The 23,883-nt window shown below is 56.2% G+C and carries 19 protein-coding genes; 16 read left to right on the forward strand and 3 right to left on the reverse strand.

Annotated features, from left to right (window positions below):
- Positions 1 to 3 precede the first annotated feature (3 nt).
- Together N5D53_RS00415 and N5D53_RS00420 are read left to right on the forward strand one after the other, a co-directional pair.
- Positions 4 to 405, forward strand: a complete 402-nt coding sequence (locus tag N5D53_RS00415) for a cupin domain-containing protein (RefSeq protein ID WP_108078675.1) — start codon at positions 4 to 6, stop codon at positions 403 to 405.
- A 4-nt stretch (positions 406 to 409) separates the two neighbouring features.
- Positions 410 to 1,357 carry a hydroxymethylglutaryl-CoA lyase gene (locus N5D53_RS00420; RefSeq protein ID WP_108078676.1) on the forward strand — a complete coding sequence of 316 codons (948 nt, stop codon included), beginning with the start codon at positions 410 to 412 and terminating at the stop codon, positions 1,355 to 1,357.
- 47 nt (positions 1,358 to 1,404) lie between these two features.
- Here the strand turns inward: N5D53_RS00420 and N5D53_RS00425 are convergent, their stop codons facing one another.
- Positions 1,405 to 2,001, reverse strand: coding sequence for a TetR/AcrR family transcriptional regulator (locus tag N5D53_RS00425; protein ID WP_108078677.1), 597 nt, complete (start codon positions 1,999 to 2,001; stop codon positions 1,405 to 1,407).
- A gap of 34 nt (positions 2,002 to 2,035) precedes the next feature.
- Positions 2,036 to 2,803, reverse strand: a complete 768-nt coding sequence (locus N5D53_RS00430; RefSeq protein ID WP_047602704.1) for an SDR family oxidoreductase — start codon at positions 2,801 to 2,803, stop codon at positions 2,036 to 2,038.
- Between the two features lie 265 nt (positions 2,804 to 3,068).
- On the opposite strand from N5D53_RS00430, the gene N5D53_RS00435 reads away from it, so the two are divergent.
- From N5D53_RS00435 to N5D53_RS00450, 4 genes are all read left to right on the forward strand, one after another.
- On the forward strand, positions 3,069 to 4,589 hold the full coding sequence (locus N5D53_RS00435; RefSeq protein WP_279839099.1) for an AMP-binding protein: 1,521 nt from the start codon (positions 3,069 to 3,071) through the stop codon (positions 4,587 to 4,589).
- 8 nt (positions 4,590 to 4,597) lie between these two features.
- The gene (locus tag N5D53_RS00440) at positions 4,598 to 5,374 is read left to right on the forward strand and encodes an enoyl-CoA hydratase-related protein (protein WP_047602706.1); all 777 of its coding nucleotides are present in this window, start codon (positions 4,598 to 4,600) and stop codon (positions 5,372 to 5,374) included.
- Between the two features lie 95 nt (positions 5,375 to 5,469).
- On the forward strand, positions 5,470 to 6,324 hold the full coding sequence (locus N5D53_RS00445; protein WP_279839103.1) for an acyl-CoA thioesterase II: 855 nt from the start codon (positions 5,470 to 5,472) through the stop codon (positions 6,322 to 6,324).
- A gap of 220 nt (positions 6,325 to 6,544) precedes the next feature.
- A complete protein-coding gene (locus N5D53_RS00450; protein WP_279839105.1) occupies positions 6,545 to 7,795 on the forward strand; it encodes a carbohydrate porin in 1,251 nt (416 codons plus the stop codon).
- A 72-nt stretch (positions 7,796 to 7,867) separates the two neighbouring features.
- Here the strand turns inward: N5D53_RS00450 and N5D53_RS00455 are convergent, their stop codons facing one another.
- Positions 7,868 to 8,827, reverse strand: coding sequence for a LysR substrate-binding domain-containing protein (locus N5D53_RS00455; RefSeq protein WP_273255278.1), 960 nt, complete (start codon positions 8,825 to 8,827; stop codon positions 7,868 to 7,870).
- Positions 8,828 to 9,013: 186 nt separating this feature from the next.
- Here N5D53_RS00455 and N5D53_RS00460 point away from each other — a divergent pair, with 186 nt between their 5' ends.
- The 10 genes from N5D53_RS00460 (at position 9,014) to N5D53_RS00505 (ending at position 23,767) form a co-directional block, all read left to right on the forward strand.
- The gene (locus N5D53_RS00460; protein WP_279839107.1) at positions 9,014 to 9,520 is read left to right on the forward strand and encodes a nuclear transport factor 2 family protein; all 507 of its coding nucleotides are present in this window, start codon (positions 9,014 to 9,016) and stop codon (positions 9,518 to 9,520) included.
- A 39-nt stretch (positions 9,521 to 9,559) separates the two neighbouring features.
- Positions 9,560 to 10,657 (forward strand): alkene reductase, encoded by a 1,098-nt coding sequence (locus N5D53_RS00465; RefSeq protein ID WP_180688106.1) that lies wholly within the window; start codon positions 9,560 to 9,562, stop codon positions 10,655 to 10,657.
- Between the two features lie 246 nt (positions 10,658 to 10,903).
- Positions 10,904 to 12,418: an aldehyde dehydrogenase family protein gene (locus N5D53_RS00470; RefSeq protein ID WP_273255280.1), complete on the forward strand. Its 1,515-nt coding sequence runs from the start codon at positions 10,904 to 10,906 to the stop codon at positions 12,416 to 12,418.
- A gap of 136 nt (positions 12,419 to 12,554) precedes the next feature.
- Entirely contained in the window at positions 12,555 to 14,942 is a 2,388-nt protein-coding gene (locus N5D53_RS00475; RefSeq protein ID WP_279839113.1) for a membrane-bound PQQ-dependent dehydrogenase, glucose/quinate/shikimate family, read from the forward strand.
- 337 nt (positions 14,943 to 15,279) lie between these two features.
- Positions 15,280 to 15,756: a nuclear transport factor 2 family protein gene (locus tag N5D53_RS00480; protein ID WP_110743184.1), complete on the forward strand. Its 477-nt coding sequence runs from the start codon at positions 15,280 to 15,282 to the stop codon at positions 15,754 to 15,756.
- 2 nt (positions 15,757 to 15,758) lie between these two features.
- On the forward strand, positions 15,759 to 16,832 hold the full coding sequence (locus tag N5D53_RS00485) for an LLM class flavin-dependent oxidoreductase (RefSeq protein ID WP_279839116.1): 1,074 nt from the start codon (positions 15,759 to 15,761) through the stop codon (positions 16,830 to 16,832).
- On the forward strand, positions 16,822 to 17,550 hold the full coding sequence (locus N5D53_RS00490; RefSeq protein WP_279839117.1) for a hypothetical protein: 729 nt from the start codon (positions 16,822 to 16,824) through the stop codon (positions 17,548 to 17,550). The genes N5D53_RS00485 and N5D53_RS00490 overlap by 11 nt, the downstream gene beginning before the upstream one ends.
- A 509-nt stretch (positions 17,551 to 18,059) precedes the next feature.
- A complete protein-coding gene (locus N5D53_RS00495; RefSeq protein ID WP_110743182.1) occupies positions 18,060 to 19,190 on the forward strand; it encodes an efflux RND transporter periplasmic adaptor subunit in 1,131 nt (376 codons plus the stop codon).
- Between the two features lie 10 nt (positions 19,191 to 19,200).
- Complete coding sequence (locus N5D53_RS00500; RefSeq protein WP_279839120.1) at positions 19,201 to 22,353, forward strand: efflux RND transporter permease subunit; 3,153 nt, start codon at positions 19,201 to 19,203, stop codon at positions 22,351 to 22,353.
- Positions 22,343 to 23,767: an efflux transporter outer membrane subunit gene (locus N5D53_RS00505; protein WP_279839121.1), complete on the forward strand. Its 1,425-nt coding sequence runs from the start codon at positions 22,343 to 22,345 to the stop codon at positions 23,765 to 23,767. The genes N5D53_RS00500 and N5D53_RS00505 overlap by 11 nt, the downstream gene beginning before the upstream one ends.
- Positions 23,768 to 23,883: the final 116 nt, after the last annotated feature.

Raw genomic sequence — 23,883 nt, forward strand, 5'->3', positions numbered from 1 at the left:
GTCATGGCTGTTACCACACCCAACGTGCCGGGCATTGAAGGTCTTTCTGAACTGGCGTCGCGCTATATCAACGTTGAATCACTCCCTTGGAAGCCTACGCCAACACCTGGCATCGACATGAAAATTCTATTGCAGGATAAGGAAAGCGGCCTGCTCACTGCATTATTCCGTTGGGCGCCTGGCACCAAGCTTCCTTTGCATGAGCATGTCGAGGTGGAGCAGACCTACGTGCTGGAAGGCAGCATCGTAGATGACGAGGGTGAGGTGGTCGCAGGCGACTTCGTTTGGCGTCCTCGCGGTAATCAGCATCTGGCCCGATCGCCCAATGGGGCGCTGGTGCTTTCCTTCTTCCTTCGCCCGAACAAGTTCCTGGAAGGCGTACACGCCGGTCAGAATCTGGAGTAAACAAATGAGCGACCTGCCAAAGAAAATCTTGATCAACGAAGAGGGGCCCCGTGAAGGGTTCCAGATCGAAGCCAATCCTATCCCGCTGCATCGGAAGACTGAGCTGATTGAAGCGCTCGCTGAGACGGGCCTGAAGCAGATTGACTGCGTTTCTTTCGTCAATCCGAAGCGCGTTCCAGGGATGGCGGACGCTGATGAGCTAGCGGCTGCCATCAACAAGAAGCCTGGCGTGCGCTACACCGGTCTTTGGCTGAACCAGCAAGGGCTAGAGCGTGCTTACAAATCTCAGCTTGATATCATCGGAGCGATCCGGGTAACTGCGTCCGAAGCGTTTTCAGTCAACAACACCAACAAGAACATCGAGCAGACGCTCGATGAGCAGCGCGCTTGGCTGAAGTCGTACGCAGAGCATGATGTTCCGGTTGAGTGGGGCTACGTCATGACTGCTTTCGGGTGCAACTATGAAGGCTATATGCCCATCCCCCAGGTTGTCCGAATGGTGGGAGAGGTGCTGGATCTGGCGACCGAAGCCGATGTACAGCTCAAGGGTGTGTACCTTGCTGACACCGTTGGCTGGGCAAATCCATTGATGATGGAACGGACGATTGGCGCCATTCGCGAGAAGTGGCCCGACCTGGCGTTAGGTCTCCACCTTCACGACACTCGGGGGACAGGTTTGGCGAATGTGTACGCCGCGCTCAAGCTGGGCGTTGCGAAATACGACAGTTCCTGTGCGGGGCTGGGTGGCTGCCCATTCGCAGGCCATCGCGGTGCTGCAGGGAACATCTGCACCGAAGACCTCGTATTCATGTGTGAGGAGATGGGGATTGAAACTGGCGTCAATCTTGACGCCTTGATCGAAGTCGCAAATCTTGCAGAGGATATCTTCGGCCGTCAGCTGCCGGGCAAGGTCATGCACGGTGGAAGCTTGGGGCGCTACAAAAAGGCGTAACGTAAGCAGGATGTAAAAAACCCCACCTTCGAGGTGGGGTTTTTGGTTCAGCTGGATTTAAATCCTACCATTCTGAGCGACAGTTCGATGTGTTGCCGCTCCAGCTCCTCCAGCCCGAGCTTCCCCCCCGGCTGATACCAGGTGCAGATACCGGTCAGCATGGAGATCAGTGCTTTGGTTGTGAGGTTGCAGTCAGAGACATTGAAGATTCCTTCCTGCACGCCATCCTCGATGATTTGACGAACCCGACGCTCGTACTCTGAGCGCAAGCGGGTCACCATGCGGTAATTGTCCTCATCCAGGCTGCGAAGCTCCATATTGCCGATGAAGACCTCCTTGCGGCGCTCAGTATGGAAATGCAGATGCACGCCTACCATGGCCTCAAAACGCTGATATGTGGATGGCTGAAGGTCCACCTTTTCGGTGAATTCCATCAGCAGATCGCGCATCACGGCCTTGAGGACTGTGGCTAGGAACTCTTGCTTGTTGCTGAAGTAGTTGTAGAGGGAGGCAGCTTTGATGCCGACCTGCTCCGCAAGGGTTCTCAGGGTCATCGCCTCGTAGCCGTACTTGGCAATCAAGTCCACGCCAGCGGTGTGAATGGCCAATTCGGTGACTTCTCGTTTCGCGCCTACAGGTCGCATCAGGTAAATGTCTCTTTAAGAATGGGAGGGCGGCTCAGCGGGTCAGATAGCCACCATCCACAGGAACCATCGCGCCAGTAATATAGCTTGCCAGGTGCGAGGTCAAGAACACGGCCGGCCCCACCAGCTCGTGCGGTTCCCCCGTACGCCCCATGGGCACGTGACTGAGAAATGCCTCAAGCTTGCCAGGATCTTGCCGTGTTTCTTGCGACATAGCCGTCGGGAACGAGCCTGGCGCGAGTCCATTTACACGGATACCGTCAGCGGCCAGTTCGGATGCCAGTGCCTTGGTAAATTGCAAGACCGCCCCTTTGGACGTCACGTAGCTGGACAGTGAGGCCAAGCCGGATGTGTAGCTGTGGATGGAGCCTATGTTGAGAACCGAGCCTTTCGTTTCTTTCAAGTGCGCAAGGAAGGCATGGGTGACATTGAACATGCCAGTTACATTCACTGCCAGGGTTCGACGCCACTGCTCCGGGCTCTTTTCGCTGGCGAATGGGGCACGGAAGAGCAGGCCCGCATTGTTGATCAGCGCCGTGATACTGCCGATTTCACGCCTTATGAGATCTGCGAGATTGTTGCAAGCGGCCTCGTCACAGATATCGAGGGCAAAGGCATGAGCCTTACCACCTTCGTCGCATATGGCTTTGGCTGTCCCTGATGCGGTGTTCATGTCAATGTCGGTCACGATGACGGTCGCGCCGGCGATGGCAAAACCATGGGCGAGGGAAGCGCCATTCCCTCGGCCGCCTCCCGTGATCAGCACGATTGCATCATCGAGGCGTAGTGAAAGGTCTAGCATGGTGAGTCCTCATCTTGTTTTTGGTATAGGAAACTAACGTCCGTTAATTTTATCTCCTTTCGCCTGAATTACAAGGTATTCGGGCTATAGAGGCCCTTTATTTCCGCCTGCCCCCCGTTCCTGTAGGCATTTTTGTTCTAAAGATCCAGCGTTTCCCCTATTGCAAACTAACGTAGGTTAGTTATTCTGGGCGTCCAGACGGCTCGGACGCTGCGTGAACATCTGCGCGCTGAGGAGCCTCAAAACAATTACAAGAGGATTTTTCATGTCTAGCCGTATGCTGCTGGGTGGTCACATCACCCACAATGCCAAGCGTTTCCCGAGCAAAGTGGCCCTGATCGATAAGGTCGGACGCACGACCTACGCAGAGTTCGAGTCCGGTGCCAACCGAGTAGGCCACGTGCTCCTGGCGCAGGGTGTTTCACATGGAGACAAGGTCGCCTTCCTTGCCAGCTCGAGCCGCCAATGGGTCGAGGCGTTCTACGGTGTCGTCAAGATCGGTGCCGTAGCCGTGCCACTGAACTATCGGGAAACGCCTGAGCAGATTTCCATGATGCTTGAGGACAGTGGCTCAAAGGTGCTGTTCGTATCCGAGCAACATGTTGAAGCCTTTGGGGGATTGCTGGAAACGCTGCGATTTCCCGTGGTGAATCTGGAGTCGCTGGATGCGTTCAAAGCAGGTTATGCAGACGCTCCCCACCCGACAGACCGCCTGAGCGAACATGATCCTGCCGTGATTCTCTACACCGGTGGCACGACCGGGCGATCCAAAGGCGTGCTGCTGAGCCATTCCAATCTCTTCTGGAACTCGCTCAACGAAATCATCGACACAGACATGGTGGAGGGCGATAACACGTTGATCGCTACGCCGTTGCACCATTCTGCAGCGCTCAATTGCTGGTTGCTCCCCCACTTGTACCTCGGGGCTACCGCTACGCTGCTTGAGAAATATGCCACTGAAGAGGTGCTGTGCGTCATCAATAAAGAGCGCGTTACCAACACCTTCATGCCGCCCTCGCTGGCACGAGAGTTCGTCTTGCACCCGCTCGCCAAGGAGCTGGATGTGAGTTCCATGACCCGGTGGTACGTAGGCAGTGGCATTCTTACCGCAAACGACCGCAGCGCCATGAAAGCATGCATCCCTGGCGTGAAGATTTACTACCAGTATGGCCTCACTGAAGCTGGCCCTATTGCGACGGTGCTCAAGGAGGAGGATTACGACCGCGCTCGTGGATCGATTGGTCGGGCCTTCCAGAACATCGAGGTGGCTATCGTTGACGACAAGGGCAACATTGCACCTCCAGGCGAGATTGGCGAGATCGTCCTGCGGGGTCCTACCATCATGTTGGGCTACCACAACCGCCCCGATGCGACGGCTGATGCGATTGACCAGGATGGTTGGCTGCACACTGGCGACCTTGCGCACATGGATGCCAACGGTTTTGTGTACTTCTACGACCGTCTGAAGGACATGATCAAAACCGGCGGGCTGAATGTCTATTCCCAGGAAGTCGAGGCCGTGCTGGCAAAACATGATCACGTTCGCGAAGTTGCAGTGATCGGTCTGAACAACGAGCGCTGGGGTGAAGAGGTTACCGCGATCATCGTGCTGCACGATGGGGTGGTCGGTGATCCTGAGCTGCTCGTCGCGCATGCCCGGGAGCACCTGGCTAGTTACCAGCTGCCGAAGCGTGTCGAATTCATCACCTACGCGGATATGCCGTTCAACCACAACGGCAAGATTCTCAAGCGCGAACTCCGTCAACGTTTTGAGCCGCAGGGCTGAGGATAATCATGGCTATCGACTTCGAAAAACAAGGTCGTGTCGCCCTGGTGACGATCAATCGTCCTCAGGCCATGAACGCCATTGACCTGAACACGCATCTGGCCTTCCAGGAAATCTGGTCGCGGATCAATATCGATGACGAGATCCAGGTTGTGGTATTGACGGGGGCCGGCACCAAGGCTTTCTGTTCAGGTGCCGACATCGGTACCTTCTTGCCCTATCTGCGCGAGAGGGCGGTCAAGGAGCTCGACGATGGTGACTTCTGCGGTATCAACCGCGGTTCGCCGACGACCAAACCGATCATTGCCGCCATTAACGGTCTTGCCTATGCCGGAGGGCTTGAAATCGCGTTGGCCTGCGACCTGCGCATTGCTGTTGATTATGCCAAGTTCGCGCTTCCGGAGCCGCGGTGGGGTGTCATTGCCGGTGCCGGTGGCGTCACTCGATTGTCCCGAGTGGTCTCCAGCGCCCTGGCGACTCAAATGGTGCTGACCGGCGAGCCTATTGGCGCCGAGCGAGCGCTCGCAGAAGGATTGGTGAGTGAGCTCACTACCTCGGATAACCTGCTGCCGCGTGCTTTGGAAATTGCTCACAGCATCACCAAAAATGGCCCTCTGGCTGTGCGGGCGTCGTTGCAAGTGATTCGACGCGGCGCTGACTGCGGTCTTGACGCTGCGTTGGAATTGGAGCGCACGGCTTTCCGTCGAATCCTTCTGAGCGAAGACTTCAAGGAAGGTATTGCAGCGTTCACCGAAAAACGCGAGCCCGCTTACAAGGGGCGGTGAAGCACTGGACATAACGGGCGCTGCATGGGGTGAGGGTGGGCAGGTCGCCTCCCACCTTTTGCCTGTCCATGCGCGCGCCAGGGAGGCGAGTCTAGATGAGTACACCGGCAGAAAAGTTAGCCGCCATCTTCGCTTTGGAGGAGGTGGAGGCCAATGTATTCAAAGGTGAGAGCCAGGACCTGAGATTGCCTCAGCTTTTTGGTGGACAGGTATTAGGCCAGGCAGCGATGGCGATGACGCGTACGGTGCTGGCAGATAAAAAACTGCATTCCCTGCACGGGTACTTCGTACGTCCAGGGCGCGCGGACGCGCCCGTGATGTATGAGGTTGAGACCGTTCAGGACGGTCGAAGCTTCAGCCGCAGGCGGCTCACAGCCTGGCAGGATTCGAAAGTCATTTTCGTTGGAGATGGTTCATTTCATCGTGTTGAAGAGGGATTTCACCACCAGCACTGCGCGCCTGAGGTCGCCGTTCCGTCTGCCTTGCCGACGGAGCTGGAACTCCTGGCCGGGGATGCTGATTTGATCGAAGAGATCAAACGTCGCCACGAAGCCGCCAATGCGCTGGAGATCCGACCGGTCGATCCTATTGACCCTAGCGCTCCCAAGGCTCGTGCGCCGCAAAAGAGTTTCTGGTTCAGGTTTGCGCAGCTCACCACTCGCGATACTGACGTTCATCGAAGCTTGCTGGCTTATGCCAGTGATACGGCCCTGCTGATTACGTCTTTGCTTCCGCATGGCGTTTCCGATATGCAGCGAGACATGCGGGTTGCCAGTCTGGATCATTCGATTTGGTTCCACGGCGATTGCGTCGTGGACGAGTGGCTCCTGTATGTCAATGACAGCCCTTGGAGTGGGGCGGGCCGAGGCCTTTCGCGCGGCTCGATTTTTGACCAGCAAGGGCGGCTTATTGCCTCTGTTGCACAAGAAGGACTTATTCGGAAACTCTGATTTCTCTATCAGCGGCCTCACGTTTGGGGTCGCTATTTTTTGGCATGCTCAAAACGCTCTTCTGACTCAAAAATAATAATTGGTGCCTAGAGGGCACCATTCAAGAAGGGAAACAAAAAATATGAGATTTTCTGCGCCTGAGATTAAGTGCGCGAGCACTGCGTTTGCCCTGTTTTTAAGTGTGCCTGCAACCTGTATCGCAGAGACAACCTCTACTTCAATGCCATGGATGTTGGGTACCTGGGGTGGCCTGAGAGACGAGCTACACCAGAAAGGTGTCGACTTCGACCTCAATTACAGAAGTGACAGTGCGTACAATGCGCACGGTGGCTACGACAAGGACAAGAAACTCGCCTACGCCGATCAGTACATGTTTTCGGTCAGTGCTGACTTGGACAAACTGCTAGGCGCATCTTCTTCAAAGTTTGTCATGACGCTAATTGATCGTAATGGCGAGGAGTTGGCCAAGGAGCGGTTGACTGACCCGCGATCAGGTTCATTGACCCAGACGCAGAACGTGTATGGGCGCGGTAGTGTTACGCGGCTGTCTCAGCTCTACCTCGAAACCCGCTTGGGAAAACCTAACTCGTATTTCAGAATGGGTCGATTCGGGCCAGAGGAATTCGGTCAGTTTGATTGCGATTTTCAAAACCTGATTTTTTGCGGTAATTCAGGCGGGAACTGGCATGGGGATGACTGGTATAACTTCCCGATCGGTCAGTGGGCGACCGCAGTCAAATATCAGTTTCTTGATGATGTCGCTGTCCAGGCTGGAGTCTTCGAGCAGAACCCGACCCTTTTAGAAAATGACAATGCCTTCAAAGTGAGTACCCGTGGCGCGGAAGGTGCTCTCATACCCGCTGAGGTCATTTGGACGCCTAAACGCGCGTTGTTTGGCCAGCCCGCGGAGTTCAGGCTTGGCGCTTTCTATAACACCACTGACGCCGATGACCTGCGCTACAACGCGGATGGCCATGAGCATGCGTTCGAGCCCGACACTCGCTACCAGTCGCATCGGGGGCGCAAAGGTTGGTGGTATGTCGCGCGCCAGACGGTGGGCCATGTTGGCGGAGATCAGCACCGCAAGATCGAGGTCTTTTCGGAAGGGTTCTGGAATGATCGCGATACTGGATTCGTCGCCAGGCATTACAACATCGGTCTTATCATCAATGGCCCGTTTGTCTCTCGTCCCGACGACTCGATCGGAGTCGCGATCGGGGGGTTGAGCGTTGCCTCGAATGTGACGGCACACCAGCGCCATGTAAACATCTACAATCAGGTCACCCGCTACGATGACCCGCGTTTTACCCCCGTCCAGACGGACGAATACAGTAGCGAGATCTACTACGGCGTGAAGATCACGGACTGGTTGTCCGTGCGTCCCAACGTGCAGTACATCGTTCACCCTGGCGCAGTGGATGAGGTCGATAACGCGTTCTTGCTGGGCCTCATGGTCAGAGCGAGTTTCTAGCCTGTAGCTTCTGGCTGGGTTGCCCAGGGGCCAAGTGCAGTTCGTGCAGGGCCCCTGATGCTTGCAGGATCATTAGCCTTCAACAGGTGCAGATTGTTGCAGATGGCTCAAGAAGTTCTGAAGCTCTCGGCTCCTTCCCATGCCCTTGCGTAAAATGATTCCATAGGGCGGTAAACCTTCGATAACGTACCCGGTGAGGACAGTGATCAGCCCTGTACGGACGTGATCATTGATCACTGCTTCGCTTAACACCATGACCGCATCCGTCAATTGCACGAGCTGCAGCATCGCCCAAATGGATGAGCACTCGATCGTTTTGGAGGGAGGTAACAGATCCCTGTCCGCCCACCAGCGCTCCACGGCTTTTCGCCCTGGGCTCGCCGCTGGTTGAAGGAGCCACGTCCATTTTTGAATGATGTCCTCCATCTTCGCAGGGGCGTGCGTTGCCAGTGGGTGTCCACTTCGTACAGCCATGACCAGACGATCGTTACCGAGGGGTTCAAATTCAAATCTGGACCTATCGCCTGGGGTGCCTAGGCGTGCAATCGCCACATCCAGCCGCTCCTGCTCCAGCATCTCTATCAGCACGTCGCTGGTGTCACTCATCATCCGGATTCCCAGATGAGGTGAGGCGCTTTTCATGGTCGCGATCGTCGAGACCACCCGATCGAGTGCACTACCCATGACGACACCTACGGCTAGATGGCCGTAGCCGCCCTCCGCTCTGGCCGTCAGGTCTTCTACGCAGCGATCAAGGCTATTGAGCGCTGAATGGGCGAATTTCAAGAGTTCTTCGCCCACCGGGGTGGGCACGACGCCTCGAGGTTGGCGTTCGAACAGTGCGCACCCAAAAGCATCTTCTACTTCCTGAAGCATCCGGGTAAGGGTGGGCTGGGACATGTTGAGTGTCTCGGCGGCCCGATGCAGATTCTGGCAGTTGCCCAAAGTCGCCAACATGAAAAGGTGTCGGTACTTTAACCGCTTGAAAAGGCTATAAGTTTTGGCGCTGGGGCTGGCAAGGGAAGGATTCATGGCATTTGGCTATTTTATTTTGTGATTCGGTTTTTGTATCAATAAAGCAAAAAACTCTATTAGTCAAACATCGCTGCGATCGCTACGTTGTAAGTGTGTGCGGCAGTTTGGTCATGCCAAGGGCCGACTGCATTATTCACCGATGCACATTGCTGGATTGCTAATAACAACAAGGAAAAGCCACCTATGTCGTCACAGCCTCGCTCCATCGAACAGCGTCTTGAGCAACTGGAGGATCGGGAAAAAATCAAAGAACTTAAATACCGATACGCCTTTCATTTAGATAATGGTTATGACCCTGATAGCATTGCCGCCTTGTTCTCGGAAGACGGAGAATGGATCATCAAAGGTGTGGGGGGGGATGTACGCGGTCAAGGTGCAATCCGAGAACACTGTAAAAATTTGAGCAAAGGCATTTTGTGGAGCCAGCACGACATATTTGCGCCGCGCATTGAAATCAGTGATCAGGGCGATCGTGCGGTTGCACACTTCAATCTCGTCTGCTTGTTGACAATGCGCACTGACGTTGCGGACGCCAAAGGCGAAGCATTTCTGCTCGCTGGAAACTACACCGACCATTTAGTGAAAGTAAATGGGGAGTGGTTGTTCCAATCCATGACCGGAACCATCGAGCAGTCATCCCCTTGGGCAAAGGGCTGGGTTGAAGCCCCTTTCAAAAAAGAGTCTTGGTAAGACGAACCCTATCGTGGCATGCATTCGCAGAGGCAAAAAATGACGTTGTTGACTCCCTACGATCTATCGGGCACTCAATTAACCTCGCGCGTCGTAATGGCGCCAATGACCAGGTCAAGAGCCAAGGACACTGTGCCCAATGCCAGCACCGCGGCGTATTATCGCCAACGCGCCGGTGCAGGTTTGCTCATCACAGAAGGGGCGCAGATAACCCAGGAGGGTCAAGGCTATCTCTTCACGCCTGGCATTTTCTCTCCAGAACAGGTCGCTGGCTGGAGGCGAGTTACCGACCAGGTTCACGAAGCGGGCGGTAAGATTTTTATTCAGCTCTGGCACGTTGGTCGTATCTCTCATACGTCCTTGCAGCCCAATGGCAACGCTCCAGTTTCGTCAGTCGATACCTTGGCCGAAAACACTACGTGCTACGGCTATACCGCCGATGGTGAGCCGGGTCAGGTTCAGGTAACGCGCCCGCGGGCGTTGCCTGCCGCTGAGGTAGCCAGGGTGTCGCAAGACTTCGTCAAGGCAGCTGAAAATGCAATCCTTGCAGGGTTTGATGGTGTCGAGATTCACGGCGCCAACGGCTATATCTTTGAGCAATTCATCAATGGCGGATTGAATACGCGCACTGACGCGTACGGCGGCAGCATTGAGAACAGGTTGCGTTTCTTGTTGGAAACGGTAGATATGATTTCAGCAGCGATTGGCAGTCACCGAGTGGGTCTGCGGGTGGCGCCTTTCGGGCGTTTGTCAGCCATGCCAGCGTTTGCGGATGAGCGTGAAACGTGGCTGGCGGCGGCGGCAGCATTGAGTTCGCGAGACCTGGCTTATGTGCATTTGAGTGATCAGGATTCACTCTGCGGAAACCTCATGAACCGTGAATTTGTTCGCGAGTTCCGGGAGGTCTACCGGGGCACATTGATGTTCGCGGGATCGCTGACACAAGAAACTGCCCAGGCCATGCTGGATGATGGGCTTGTCGACCTTGCTGCTTTCGGTCGCCCCTATATCTCCAACCCCGATCTGGTAGATCGATTCAAGCGCGGCTTGCCGCTCAGCCCGTTTGACCGTGCGACTTTCTATGGAGGAGGGGATGAAGGATACATTGACTATCCGCCCTATGGCGGCCATTCCTGACGTGTCCACCTGGGCCTGAATGTAGCCTTGATGAAGGGGCAGTGGGTATCCGTGCCCACTGCCTTTTCCTTTCTAAGGCCGGATTCGGCCGGGGCGCGGGCTACGCGCTTAGCGCGATACGGTTTCCGTATCTAAATTCGCATTTTTTCCATTGGTCATGCATCGCAGAATTGGTTAGGTTCGGTATCGGCAACCAAAATACAACATGAGGTTCGTTCGAACCCTCCAGAGCCGGAGCAAGATGCTATGCCTGCGCATGATGTGATCGATCTCTCTTACCCTGCCATCTCGAGTGAAGCAGCCAGCTTCCTCGGTAAATCTCACAAGCTGTTCATCGAGGGTCAGTGGCAAGACGCCCAGAGCGGGGCACGAAGAAAAGTATTCGACCCGGCTACGGGAAAAGTCATCGCTGAGGTTGCGGACGGTGATCAAGCCGACGTCGACAAAGCTGTCAGCGCTGCTCGTAAGTCATTCGACTCCGGTGCCTGGCGCAAACTTTCGGGCTCTGAAAAAAGCAAGGTGCTCTGGCGGATTGGCGACCTGATCGACAAATACTCGCAAGAGCTGGCAGAGCTTGAAGTTCTCGATGAGGGGTCGCCCTATGGCATTGTCAAAGACGCCTATGTGCGGAACTCAGCCGAGCATTTCCGCTACTATTCCGGGTGGTGCACCAAGCTTAACGGGCTGTCCGTGCCTGTAGGCTTGGCCGGCGAGTGGCATGCCTACACGACCCATGAGCCAGTCGGCGTCGTTGGGCAGATCATCCCTTGGAACGTCCCTCTGCTAATGGCTGCCTGGAAACTGGCTCCTGCGCTGGCTGCGGGTTGCTCCATTGTGCTCAAGCCAGCGGAGGACACGCCTCTCACCGCGTTGCGTCTGGCGGCCATTTGTGAGGAAGCAGGGCTTCCGCCTGGCACGCTGAACGTAGTGACGGGGGATGGCCGGTGCGGCGCTGCCTTGGTTAACAGTCCTTTGGTGGACAAAATCGCCTTCACTGGTAGTACCGCAACCGGCAAAGCAATCGCATCGACAGCAGCCAAGACACTCAAGCGAGTAACCCTTGAGCTGGGTGGCAAGAGCCCTGTCATCGTCTTCCCGGATGCTGACCTGTCTACCGCCATTCCTGGTGTTGCTCAAGCCGTCATGCTGAACAGTGGTCAGGCCTGTACTGCAGGTTCCCGACTTTATATCCACGAAGATGTATACGACGATGTCATCAACGGTGTCGCTGAATTCATTTCCGAGATGAAGCTTGGGCATGGGCTGAATCGGGCAACGCAGATCGGCCCTTTGATCTCCCAGCGCCAGCTTGGTCGCGTCAGTGAACTCGTCCGTACCGGTGTCAGTGAAGGTGCGAAGGTGATCTGCGGTGCCAGTGAGATGGACGGGGAGGGGTTCTTCTACAAACCTACTCTGCTCGCCAACGTCGATCATCGAATGACGGTTTATCGAGAAGAGATCTTTGGCCCGGTGATCTCCGCGATGAAGATCTCCAACCAGAACCTCGACGATCTGGCGCGTGAAGCCAACAACACTGAGTACGGACTGGCAGCCAGTATCTGGACACAGAACATCACCCAAGCGCATGCGCTCGCTGCGCGCATCCGGGCAGGGATCATCTGGATCAACAGTCACAACCAGATAGATCCATCCCTGCCCTTTGGCGGTTTCAAGGAGTCTGGCATTGGTCGGGAAATGGGCCTTAGCGGGCTCGAGCATTACACCGAGACCAAATCGGTCGCAGTGCTGCTGAAGAGCTAAACACTTGCCCGCCCAACGGGCCACACGAACCTCATTAAGACTGCGTCGCAATAGGCTCTCAGATCACCCGCGTATGGTGGTCTGAGCGCTGCTCTGTGTACGATCCCAAAGCGCGAAAAAAACAATAGGTGCGCACATGCAATTCCAAAAAGACGTCACCGATCAAGTGAGCACACTGGTTCTGTCTAAGCTACCTCTCTGGTTTGGCGGTTTACTCTTGGTGCTCGCCGCTCCGTTACTCGTGGGTGGGGTATACCTTGCCTGGCTTGGCGGATCCTTGTTCTACCTGCTTACCGGAGTTCTGCTCGTTGTATCGGCCTACGGATTCTTTCAGCGTAAAAAGCTGGGTGTCTGGGCTTATCTGGGTCTCACTGCAACCACCATCATATGGTCGATCTTCGAAGTCGGGCTCCAGTTTTGGCCGATGGTGCCACGCCTGGCAGGATTCCTGCTCCTTCTGATTCCTGTACTGCTGCTGGCCTCGAAGGTGGGTTTCACGCAGCGTCGGAAAGTGTGGGTGGGAGCTGCCGGGGTCACGTCAGTGCTGCTGGTCGCCGGCTTCATCGCGATGTTCTTCCCACATGGCGTTATCCAGGGGCCGGCTCGTCCTGCGGTCGCTAGTGGCGCGGCCGATAAAGCTGTAAACGGCAACTGGCAACATTATGGACGTACGCCGACTGGAACGCGCTTCGCACCGCTTGAGCAGATCACCCCAGAGAACGTTTCCAACCTTGAGGTGGCGTGGACGTTCCGTACCGGAGAGATTGCTGATGCAGGTTCTGAAAACCAGAACACTCCGGTTCAGGTGGGCGACACGCTTTACATCTGCACCCCTTTGAACAAGGTCTTCGCGGTGGATGCGAACACCGGTAAGGAAATCTGGCGCTACGATGCCAAAGTGCAAAACCAAAAGGTCTGGAACCGTTGCCGCGGTGTCAGCTATTACGACGCCACTGAGGTCTCTGATGCTGTGCGCAGTGCCTCGACCGTGGTTCAGGATTGCCCGCAACGGGTCATTCTCTCCACGCTCGATTCGCGGCTGATCGCTCTCGATGCCAAGACAGGACAAGAGTGCCAAAGCTTCGGTATGAATGGCCAGGTTAGCCTCAAGCAGGGCATGGGCGAGGTAAAACCCACCTACTACATGGGCACTTCTCCCGTCACTGTCGCTGGCAACCTCTTGATTGTCGGTGGCTGGGTCTACGACAACCTGGAAACCAAGGAACCGTCTGGCGTCATCCGCGCGTTCAACGCTGCCACGGGTGAGCTGGAGTGGGCATGGGATTTGGGCAATCCATCGATCACCAAGTATCCACCACCGGGTGAAACGTACACCCGCGGAACGCCCAACATGTGGTCGACTGCTGCCTACGATTCCAAACTGGGGCTTGTCTATGTCCCGTTAGGCAACTCTACCCCTGATTTCTGGGGCGGGCATCGCTCTGAGGCGGCCAATCGCTACGCGTCCTCAGTTGTCGCGCTGGACTACAGGACTGGGCGAGAGCGCTGGGCTTACCAGACTGTGCATCACGACATCTGGGACTATGACATTCCTTCGCAACCCGCTCTGTATGATGTCCCGGATGGCAATGGCGGTAACCAACCTGCGTTGATCCAAACGACCAAGACCGGCAACATTTTCATGCTCAATCGGGAGACGGGTAAACCAATCACTGAAGTGGTCGAGCGAAGCGTCCCGCAACAAGAACTGGCTGGCGACAAAACTGCGCCGACCCAGCCCTTCTCGGTGGGCATGCCTTACATCGGCCAGGAAAAACTGACTGAGCAGGACATGTGGGGCGCCACAATCTACGATCAGTTGCTCTGCCGCATCCAGTTCAGATCGTTGCGATACGAGGGTGCCTTCACACCACCAGGCACCACTGCGAGCCTTCAGCACCCTGGTAATTTTGGCGGTATGAACTGGGGTAGTGTCTCTATCAACGAAGATACTGGCGTAATGGTCGTCAACGACATCCGGATACCGCTTCGCGTGCAGCTGATCCCGAGCGAACATCATGAGACCAATGGCAACGGTAAGCCCCACTCGGAGTTCGCTCCTATGCGTGGCACGCCATTCGTTGTGACCAACTCGTCCTTTGTCTCCCCGATAGACGTTCCGTGCCAGGCACCTCCTTATGGGACTGTGACCGGTATTGATCTCAAGACGCGGAAGGTCATCTGGCAGCGTCCTGCAGGCACCGTCCAGGATACTGCAATCGCGGGTGTCAAAGTCCGGGCGCCTTTCCCGATTGGCATGCCAACCATTGGCGGTACCGTTTCGACGCGTTCAGGCCTGGTCTTCTTTGCAGGCACTCAGGACTATTTCCTGCGGGCGTACGATCAATCCACCGGCGAAGAGCTCTGGAAAGCTCGCATGCCAGTGGGTTCGCAAGCGACACCTATGACCTTTGTTTCACCGTCTAGCAATCGGCAATTCGTGGTTGTCAGTGCCGGCGGTGCACGTAGCTCAACGGATCGAAGCGATCTGTTGATCGCCTACGCGTTGCCTAAACAGCAGTAACAAGCCGTCGAGGTCACCTCAACCCTGAGGTGGCCTCGACGGACCTGGCGCCGCTCCATCCCCGCCTTCACGCAGCCTTGACCCTGGATTGCGTCAACATTGATCAAGGGTGTACAGCTCCCCGCCGATGCCCACTCATTCTGTCCTGTCATTCCTGAATGTTTGGAATCGGAGCCCGATTATCTTTTCCTCGATCCCTTTTAGAGTAGCGCTCTGATGACTGGGCGCAGCAGCCGGCTGAAACTCACCGGCCTTCAGGCAGGTGGTCAGAAGGCCTTTGCCGTTTGCGTAAGCGCTTGCATAGCCCTGGTCTCCCACTCTCATTGGAGGACATTTCGTGGAAAACGCTATTCAACAGCTTATCGATCGTGAAGCCATTCGCGATCTCAGAACGCTTTACGCCCATCACCTGGACGGTAACAACATCCAGGCCCTAAGCGAGGTCTTCGCGGCGGACGCTGTGGTTGAGGTGACTGTCGGAAAAATGGAGGGGATTGAGGCGATCAAATCCGGTTTGCAGGAGGCCTTTGCACTCTACGACCGGGATAACCGGCGCAGCTTCCCGTTCATGCACGCAATCACCAATCACTGGATCAAGTTGACCGGGCCTGATACTGCCGAGGGGCGCTGCTACCTCATCGACTTCGAGACTGCTTCAAAGCCTGATCCAAACCCGTTACTGCTTCTAGGGCTGTACGCCGATGAGTACAAGCGAATCAATGGCGAGTGGCGCATCACGCGTACTCGATTAGAGGTCGTCTGGCCTGATCGCAGCAACCCTGAGCAAGTATCCGGCCAAACGGAAGGAGCGTGAATATGCACATGCCCTTGAAGCTGAGCATTCTTGACTACTCTCCGGTGGATGAGGGACTGCTTCCTGTCGATGCGCTGGCGGCTAGCGTGCGCCTGGCTCAGCTTGCGGAGGAAAGCGGATTCCACAGGTTCTGGGTCTCGGAACACCATGGTGCTCCAGCGACTGCCAGCAATTCCCCTGAGATCCTCATGTCGCGTATCGCATCGGCAACCAAGACGATCAGGGTGGGCTCCGGTGGGGTGCTGCTACCTAACTACAGCAGTTTGAAGATTGCCGAGAATTACCAATTGCTTGAAGCGCTGTTCCCTGGGCGCATCGACCTTGGATTCGGTAGAGCCCCTGGGGCTGACAGGCGCACGAGCATGGCGCTCAATGATGAAAAAGGCGAGTCGATCCCCTATGGTCGCAAAGTTGCCGACTTGCTCGGGTTCGTGACCGGGAACCATATGCCCAACTCGCGCTATGAGGGGATGCGCGCGCATCCAGAGACCCGCAACAAACCTCAGCCCTATGTTCTAGGTGCCTCGGGGGCGACGGCGGAAGTCGCCGCGCAGGCAGGCCTGGGGTTCACCTTTGCGCATTTCATCAATCCTCGTGGCGATGGGCCGCATGCAGCTAGTGCGTATCGCCAGGCTTTCAAACCGACTGATTTTTTACAATCACCTTCGGTGGTCGTAGCCGTATTTGTAGCAGTCGGAGATACGCCTGAAGAAGCCAGGGATTATGCGGCGGCCTTTCACCTCTGGCTTACCTACGCAGAGAGTGCCGGCCCGTTCGATCGGGTGCCATCAATCGAGAGTACACGTGCCCATCACTGGTCATCGGATGAGTTGGCGATTCGCGAGCGCAACAAAGGGCGGCTCATCTACGGGACAGCTGATCATGTCGTGGTCCAACTACGTGAGCTGGCAGATGCTTATGGTACTGATGAGGTCATGATCAACCTCATGATGCCAGGTGAGACCTCCCGGCTGAATGCATTGACCAGCATTGCCCATTGGCTGAGGAAAAGTGAGGTTGTGAGTCATTCGCTCGCTCAGGCAGAGGAATGCAAGGAGAGGGCGCATGACGCCTGATAGCCTTCCGATTGAAGCCCTCTCACCGTCAAATCACATAGCGCTGCATTTGGCCCATCGTTGGTTCGCCTTCCTGGAAGCACCTGGAGGTGACCTCAATGAACACCTGAAAATGTTCCATCCGAACGTTCTTCTATCCGGTCACCGGATGCACCATGTGTTCGCCCAGGATCATCAGTCACTTGTGGCTTGGTTCGCATCGATACCGGATAAAATCAGCGCCCATCACATCATCCACTCAAATTACTCGACTGCAGAAAATGGCGATGGTCTGTTGAATATGGTTGTCGCTTACCAAGCGCCAGGGAAGGCGGGTATGCAAGGCTCGATCATCAGTTATGAAACGCGAATCGAGTTCTCGCCGGGGGCGCCGCGCTTTATCTCCCTCGACAAAACGCCGATCCTCTCGAACAAAAGGTCAAGCTATGAAACCTCATGGTCGACCAATCGTGTCCTCGCGCGCGTTCATGCAGAGCTGGGAGGACTAAATGGAGTGAGTGATTCAGTCCGGCGTGCCCTCGGAAATGAGGTGCGTCACCTTTCCGCCCAAGTCGTCGCCTCGGAAGGAAGCCCTGCATACGATGCGGTAGTGACCGCAGTAATGGGTGAGCCAGCTGGAGTGCGTGTGGTAAAGCTTCGTCTTACGGACGATGTCGCGCGCTCAATGCCGTCCATCAAGGACGCTCGGGTCATCGACTTTGGTGATACGCCTCTTTGAAAACAGTCCGGTTCGGGGGCGCAGCTACAGGCCAGAAGTGGTATGCGCCCCACTATGCTCTAAGGTGAACAGCAGCCACATTCCAATTTTTATAGCTCATCGATTGTGGTCTTCACAAGGCTGTCCTGCGCTTCAAGCTGATCCTCCCTTCACCGCCTTGCCAAACATCCGGACTCCTTCAAAGGATTCGGAACATGCCAAGCGCCCGTAGTCTCCGTTTCTTTGCAACCTGCCGCTCAACGGCTACAGCGCTATGCGCAGGCATATTCACCCGCACGGAGTCTTGTCTGATTTTTATATTGGAATACAGGGATGAAATGACTGGAATTCCAGCTGATTAATCAAAATCAGGACGAGCATTAGAATTCCCCCCAAGCGATGGCGACTGGGGTCTGTTCCGGTCGACATCATCATTCGCGCCAAATTTCTACATGACCGTCCAGGCGAGCTTGGGCCTTCAGGCTCTTGCTTGCACGCGTGTGCGCAAGCGGTTACGTACCGGAGTTTCTATGAACAAATCGTTTTCTCGGGCCGCGTTAGGGGTCTTGCCCCTTTCTGCTGCATTACTGCTGACGGGCTGTGATTCTGCGCAGGATCAAGCGGCGAGTCCTGCAGCGCTTAAAGTGGGGTACTACGCAGTCCGGGAAGCTCCGCTGACTTTGAGTACCGACCTCCCTGGGCGAACCTCCGCATTTCGCGTCGCTGAAGTTCGTCCGCAAGTTGCGGGCATTCTGGAGCGCCGATTGTTCACGGAAGGCACTGAGGTCAAACAAGGCCAGCAGCTGTATCAAATCGACCCGCGCACGTACGTGGCTCAGCAAGCCAGGGCTGAGGCCAATCTGCGCAGCGCGCGCAATCTGGCCGAGCGTTATGAGCGTTTGCTGAAAGCGCGCGCGGTGAGTCAGCAGCAACATGATGATGCCGTGGCTGCGTGGAAGCAGGCTGAAGCCGACAAGCGTGTGGCCGACATCAATGTCCAATACACCAAAGTGCTTGCACCTATCACGGGTCGCATTGGCAGATCCGCTGTTACTGAAGGTGCGCTTGTGACTGACGGTCAGGCCGCCGCTATGGCAACGGTGAATCAGCTCGATCCGATTTATGTCGATGTCACTCAACCCATCACCCGTATCCTTGCCCTCAAGCGCGCACTGAAGTCGGGTGATTTGAAAACCTCGGGCACTGACCAGGCTGAGGTCAGTCTGACCTTGGATGACGGCAGTGCCTACCCGCTTGCCGGCACCTTGAAATTCTCCGAGGTGAGTGTTGACCAAGGCACCGGCTCGGTGACTTTGCGCGCTGTTTTTCCCAATCCTGAACGTGCTCTGCTGCCTGGGATGTTTGTCCATGCCCAAGTGAAAGAGGGGGTCCGCGAAAACGCCATTCTGGTGCCTCAGCAGGCCATCGTCAGGGACAGTCGGGGTGTTGCGACTGTATGGGTGATCACGGCTGACAATCATGTAGAGCAGCGCGATCTCGAGACTGTGCGCACGGTAGGGAACGCCTGGCTGGTAGACAGTGGTGTAAGGCCAGGTGAGCGGGTTATCACCGAGGGGCTGCAGTTCGTCCAAGCGGACTCGGTCGTCGAAGGGCAGCCTGCATCGAACGTCCACGTGAACACCGCTTTGACGGCAAACTGAGAGGTCGACAATGTCTCGTTTCTTCATTGATCGGCCAATTTTTGCTTGGGTGATCGCGCTCGCGATCATGCTCGGTGGAGCCCTGGCGATCCACAGCCTTCCTGTCAATCAATATCCCAATATCGCGGCGCCGGCCGTGCAGATTACCGTCACCTACCCAGGTGCCTCTGCGCAGACTGTTCAAGATACGGTGGTGCAAGTCATCGAGCAGCAGCTGAACGGCCTGGATGGCCTGCGTTACATCAGCTCGGCAGCAAACAGTGACGGTAGCGTTGAAATCACCGTGACTTTCGACCAGGGCGTCAATCCTGATATCGCGCAGGTTCAAGTTCAGAACAAGCTTCAGCTTGCGACGCCTAACCTGCCAGCGGAAGTGCAGCGGCAAGGGATCCGTGTGGTGAAGTTCCAGGTGAACTTCATGCTGCTGGTCAGCATTTATTCGAAGGATGGAAAGCTGAGCTACGGTGACCTGGGCAACATCATCGTGTCGAGCTTCCAGGATCCGCTGTCCCGTACCCAAGGGGTGGGTGACTTCTTCGTGTTTGGCTTCCAGAATGCGATGCGGATCTGGCTTGATCCCGCCAAGCTCAATAGCTACCAGTTGATGCCCAGCGATGTCACCGCCGCTATCTCGGCGCAGAACGTCCAAGTCTCGTCCGGGGCTATTGGCGGACTGCCGACGCGTAAAGGTGTTGAGCTGAGCGCGACGGTGATCGGTAAAACCCGGTTGAAAACCGCTGATGAGTTCAAGGAAATTTTGGTCAAGGTGCAGCCGGACGGTTCTCAGATTCGCTTGAAGGATCTGGGCGAAGTGGTGCTGGGCAATGAAACCTACTCCTACGACGTCAACTACAACGGTAAACCTGCAGCCGGTATTGCGTTGCGCTTGGCCACCGGCGCGAACATGCTGGAGACCGTCGAACGCGTAAAAAATACTGTCGACCAGCTTAAACCTTACCTGCCGCCCGGCGTAGAAGTGGTTTACCCCTACGACACCAGCCCCTCGGTGAAAGCCTCGATCGACTCGGTGGTGCATACCCTGTTCGAGGCAGTCGTCCTGGTCTTCCTGGTCATGCTGCTGTTCTTGCAGAACATGCGTGCGACCTTGATTCCAACCCTGGCGGTGCCGGTGGTGCTGCTCGGTACCTTTGGCGTGCTGTACGCCTGTGGGTTCACTATCAACGTGATGACGATGTTCGCCATGGTGCTGGCGATCGGGCTGCTTGTGGACGATGCCATCGTGGTCGTGGAAAACGTCGAGCGACTGATGGAAGAAGAGCATCTGTCGCCACGTGACGCCACCTACAAATCGATGCAGCAAATCTCCGGAGCGCTAGTAGGCATCGGCTTGGTGATTAGTGCCGTGTTCATGCCGATGGCTTTCTTTGGCGGCTCCGCAGGGATCATCTACCGGCAGTTCTCCATCACGATCATCACCGCGATGGGGCTCTCTGTACTGGTCGCGTTGGTTTTCACCCCGGCACTCTGCGCAACCATGCTCAAGGCGCATGCCGGTGGTCAGAAGAAGCAAACCGGTTTCTTCGCGTGGTTCAACCGCGTCTTCGAACGAAACACTGATCGCTATGCGTCCTCGATTTCCAGGATCTTGCGCAACCCCAAACGAACCTTTGTGATTTATGCATTGCTGCTGCTTGGCGTCGTCGCCATGTTCAGAAATCTGCCGTCTGCCTTCCTGCCGGATGAAGACCAAGGATTGCTGATTGTGCAGATTCAGACACCGCCCAACAGCAGTGCTGAACGCACCCAGACGGTCATCGATAAAGTTCGAACGTATCTGTTGGAAGAGGAGAAAGACGGTGTCGTCTCCGCGTTCAATATCAGTGGTTTCAACTTCGCGGGTCGCGGGCAGAACTCTGCCGTGATCTGGGTGCGACTCAAGCCGTTCGAGGCGCGTACTGACAGTGAAAACTCAGCCTTTGTCATTGCTCAGCGGATAACGCGCTTTGCCAGCACTGTCCGAGATGCGAATGTCGTATCAATCGTCCCCCCTGCCATCATGGAAATGGGTAACGCGACGGGCTTTGATCTTTTCCTCCAGGACAACGGTGCTCGAGGCCATGCTGCGCTGATGGAGGCGCGTGATCAGTTGCTCAAGCGCGTGGCCAAAGAGCCTGCGCTGGCCATCGTCAGGCCTAACGGGCTCGCTGATGAGGCTCAGTACCAGGTGACCATTGATGATGAGAAGGCGCGGGCACTGCAGGTTTCGATCGAGTCGATCGATGACACGATGTCTGTTGCTTGGGGTTCCACCTACGTCAACGACTTCGTCGACAAGGGGCGTGTGAAAAAGGTGTATGTCCAAGGTGAAATGGACGCTCGGATTTCGCCGGAAGACTTTGACAAATGGTACGTGCGAAATGCGGCTGGGCAGATGGTGCCATTCTCCTCGTTCGCCAGTGGTCAGTGGGTCTATGGCTCGCCCAAGCTGGAGCGCTATAACGGCATTCCTTCTGTTGAGTTGCTGGGACAGCCAGCACCGGGCTACAGCACAGGGGATGCCATGGCAGCGATTGAACGGGTCGCTTCGCAGCTGCCAAATGGCTTTGGAGTGTCCTGGACTGGGCTTTCTTATGAAGAACGAGCGGCAGGTTCTCAAGCGATCACACTGTATGTGCTTTCACTGATGATCGTGTTCCTCTGCCTTGCAGCTCTTTATGAAAGCTGGTCGGTGCCCGTATCGATCATGCTCGTTGTGCCGCTCGGGGTGCTTGGTGCGGTCGCCGCAACCCTCGGGCGAGGCCTTTCCAATGATGTGTTCTTCCAGGTCGGCATGTTGACGACCATGGGGCTTGCAGCGAAAAACGCCATCCTGATCGTCGAGTTCGCAAAAGACCTCTACGAAAACCAGGGCCGCACTCTGGTGCAGGCTGCAACTGAGGCAGCGCGTCTGCGGCTGCGTCCAATCATCATGACTTCCATCGCGTTCGTGATGGGTACGTTGCCTCTTGCACGCGCTTACGGGCCGGGCAGTGGCAGCCAGCATTCGATTGGTACAGCGGTGGTCGGAGGTACGCTCGCAGCAACATTCTTGGCCATTTTCTTTGTGCCGTTGTTCTACGTGGCTGTGACGAAAGTGTTCAAGTCAAGGCAACGTGGGGCTGTGCGCGTAGCTATCCACGAGGGCGCTCATCATGACGCATAAACCCCTGCTGTTGGTGTTGGCGATGACATTGGGTGGCTGCAGCCTGATCCCCGATTATCAACGGCCCGAGGCCCCGGTTCCCAGCACCTTTCCTGAGGGCGCCGCTTATGCGGCCCCATCTTCAGGAGGCGTAGCGAGGATCGATTGGAAAACCTTCTTCAAAGACCCCGCCTTGCATGAGCTGGTGGATTTGGCTCTGTCCAACAACCGCGACCTGCGCAAAGCGGCACTGAATGTGGACGCATACCGCGCCCAGTACCGCATCCAAGGGGCGGCGCTGCTGCCTGAGATTGGCGTTGACGGGCGCACTAGGCGCTCCCGAACCCCGGGCGACCTTTCAACAACGGGTCAACACATCACCTCGGGAGATAACAGTCTTCAGGTAGGGCTGACGAGCTACGAGCTGGACGTTTGGGGCCGAGTACGTAGCCTTGATCAGAGTGCGCTGGAAACGTATCTCGCGAGCGAAGAAACGCAACGGAGCGTGCAGTTGGGCTTGGTCGCCAACGTTGCGATCGCTTATTTCACATGGCGCACGGATCAGCAGCTTCTGGAGGTTACCCAGTCGACACTGCAAAACTACAGGCACAATCTGGATCTGGTACAAGCCAGCAGCGAGGCAGGTACTGCGTCGGACCTCGATGTGCGACAGGCAAGGACGCTCGTAGACAGCGCACGCGGGCAGGTTCAAGCATTCACCCGCCAGGTTGCCCAGGACGCGAATGCTTTGCGGCTGTTGCTAGGGACGAATATGCCGGCAAACCTGAGCGGCGTAGATCTGGACAAACCCTTGCTCGCAGACATACCAGCAGGTCTACCCGCGGAGCTGATACAGCAGCGCCCGGACATCCGTGCTGCCGAGCATCAGCTGCTTGCGGCCAATGCAAATATTGGCGCTGCTCGTGCGGCGTTTTTCCCGAGCATCACGTTGACCGGGGGCGCAGGGACCGCCAGCAGCCGACTGAGCGGCCTGTTTGATGCAGGTTCGGAAAGCTGGAGCTTTGCCCCTCAAATCAATCTGCCCATTTTCAATGGCGGGCGACTCAAGGCGAGTCTGGACTACGCGAAAATCCAGAAGGATATTGGCATTGCAAACTATGAGTCGGTAATCCAGACCGCCTTCCGCGAAGTGGCGGATGGCCTGGCTGCGTTGGGAACCTGGGGGGAGCAGATAGAGAGCCAGCGTGACCTGGTGCGCACCTTCGAGGCATACAACCAGATGGCGCAGCAGCGCTATGACGAGGGGGTGGATAGCTACCTGGCTCTGCTTGATGCCCAACGTCAACTCTTGTCTGCACGGCAACAGCTGTTGACCGACCACCTTGCTCAACAGACGTCCCAAGTCCAGCTGTACAAAGCGCTGGGGGGAGGGTGGTCTGATGTCTCCCAGAAACCACCTGTAGCACAGCAGTAACACTCCCGATCTCCTTTGGTGGGAGTCTCTTTAAGGCGCCTAAGGGGCGCCTTCTTTTTTGCGCGCTTTCGCTAGGGTAATCCGTCCATACAACGCCCACGCCCGGGAAGGGTTCA

Source organism: Pseudomonas sp. GD03862 (assembly GCF_029840855.1).
Lineage (GTDB): Bacteria > Pseudomonadota > Gammaproteobacteria > Pseudomonadales > Pseudomonadaceae > Aquipseudomonas > Aquipseudomonas alloputida.

Coding starts and splice junctions, on each gene's coding strand:
- N5D53_RS00475 (WP_279839113.1), top strand. CDS start 12,555: ATGCAATTCCAAAAAGACGTCACCGATCAAGTGAGCACACTGGTTCTG.
- N5D53_RS00435 (WP_279839099.1), top strand. CDS start 3,069: ATGTCTAGCCGTATGCTGCTGGGTGGTCACATCACCCACAATGCCAAG.
- N5D53_RS00450 (WP_279839105.1), top strand. CDS start 6,545: ATGCCATGGATGTTGGGTACCTGGGGTGGCCTGAGAGACGAGCTACAC.
- N5D53_RS00460 (WP_279839107.1), top strand. CDS start 9,014: ATGTCGTCACAGCCTCGCTCCATCGAACAGCGTCTTGAGCAACTGGAG.
- N5D53_RS00425 (WP_108078677.1), bottom strand. CDS start 2,001: ATGCGACCTGTAGGCGCGAAACGAGAAGTCACCGAATTGGCCATTCAC.
- N5D53_RS00485 (WP_279839116.1), top strand. CDS start 15,759: ATGCACATGCCCTTGAAGCTGAGCATTCTTGACTACTCTCCGGTGGAT.
- N5D53_RS00470 (WP_273255280.1), top strand. CDS start 10,904: ATGCCTGCGCATGATGTGATCGATCTCTCTTACCCTGCCATCTCGAGT.
- N5D53_RS00495 (WP_110743182.1), top strand. CDS start 18,060: ATGAACAAATCGTTTTCTCGGGCCGCGTTAGGGGTCTTGCCCCTTTCT.
- N5D53_RS00445 (WP_279839103.1), top strand. CDS start 5,470: ATGAGTACACCGGCAGAAAAGTTAGCCGCCATCTTCGCTTTGGAGGAG.
- N5D53_RS00505 (WP_279839121.1), top strand. CDS start 22,343: ATGACGCATAAACCCCTGCTGTTGGTGTTGGCGATGACATTGGGTGGC.
- N5D53_RS00500 (WP_279839120.1), top strand. CDS start 19,201: ATGTCTCGTTTCTTCATTGATCGGCCAATTTTTGCTTGGGTGATCGCG.
- N5D53_RS00440 (WP_047602706.1), top strand. CDS start 4,598: ATGGCTATCGACTTCGAAAAACAAGGTCGTGTCGCCCTGGTGACGATC.
- N5D53_RS00430 (WP_047602704.1), bottom strand. CDS start 2,803: ATGCTAGACCTTTCACTACGCCTCGATGATGCAATCGTGCTGATCACG.
- N5D53_RS00415 (WP_108078675.1), top strand. CDS start 4: ATGGCTGTTACCACACCCAACGTGCCGGGCATTGAAGGTCTTTCTGAA.
- N5D53_RS00490 (WP_279839117.1), top strand. CDS start 16,822: ATGACGCCTGATAGCCTTCCGATTGAAGCCCTCTCACCGTCAAATCAC.
- N5D53_RS00420 (WP_108078676.1), top strand. CDS start 410: ATGAGCGACCTGCCAAAGAAAATCTTGATCAACGAAGAGGGGCCCCGT.
- N5D53_RS00455 (WP_273255278.1), bottom strand. CDS start 8,827: ATGAATCCTTCCCTTGCCAGCCCCAGCGCCAAAACTTATAGCCTTTTC.
- N5D53_RS00465 (WP_180688106.1), top strand. CDS start 9,560: ATGACGTTGTTGACTCCCTACGATCTATCGGGCACTCAATTAACCTCG.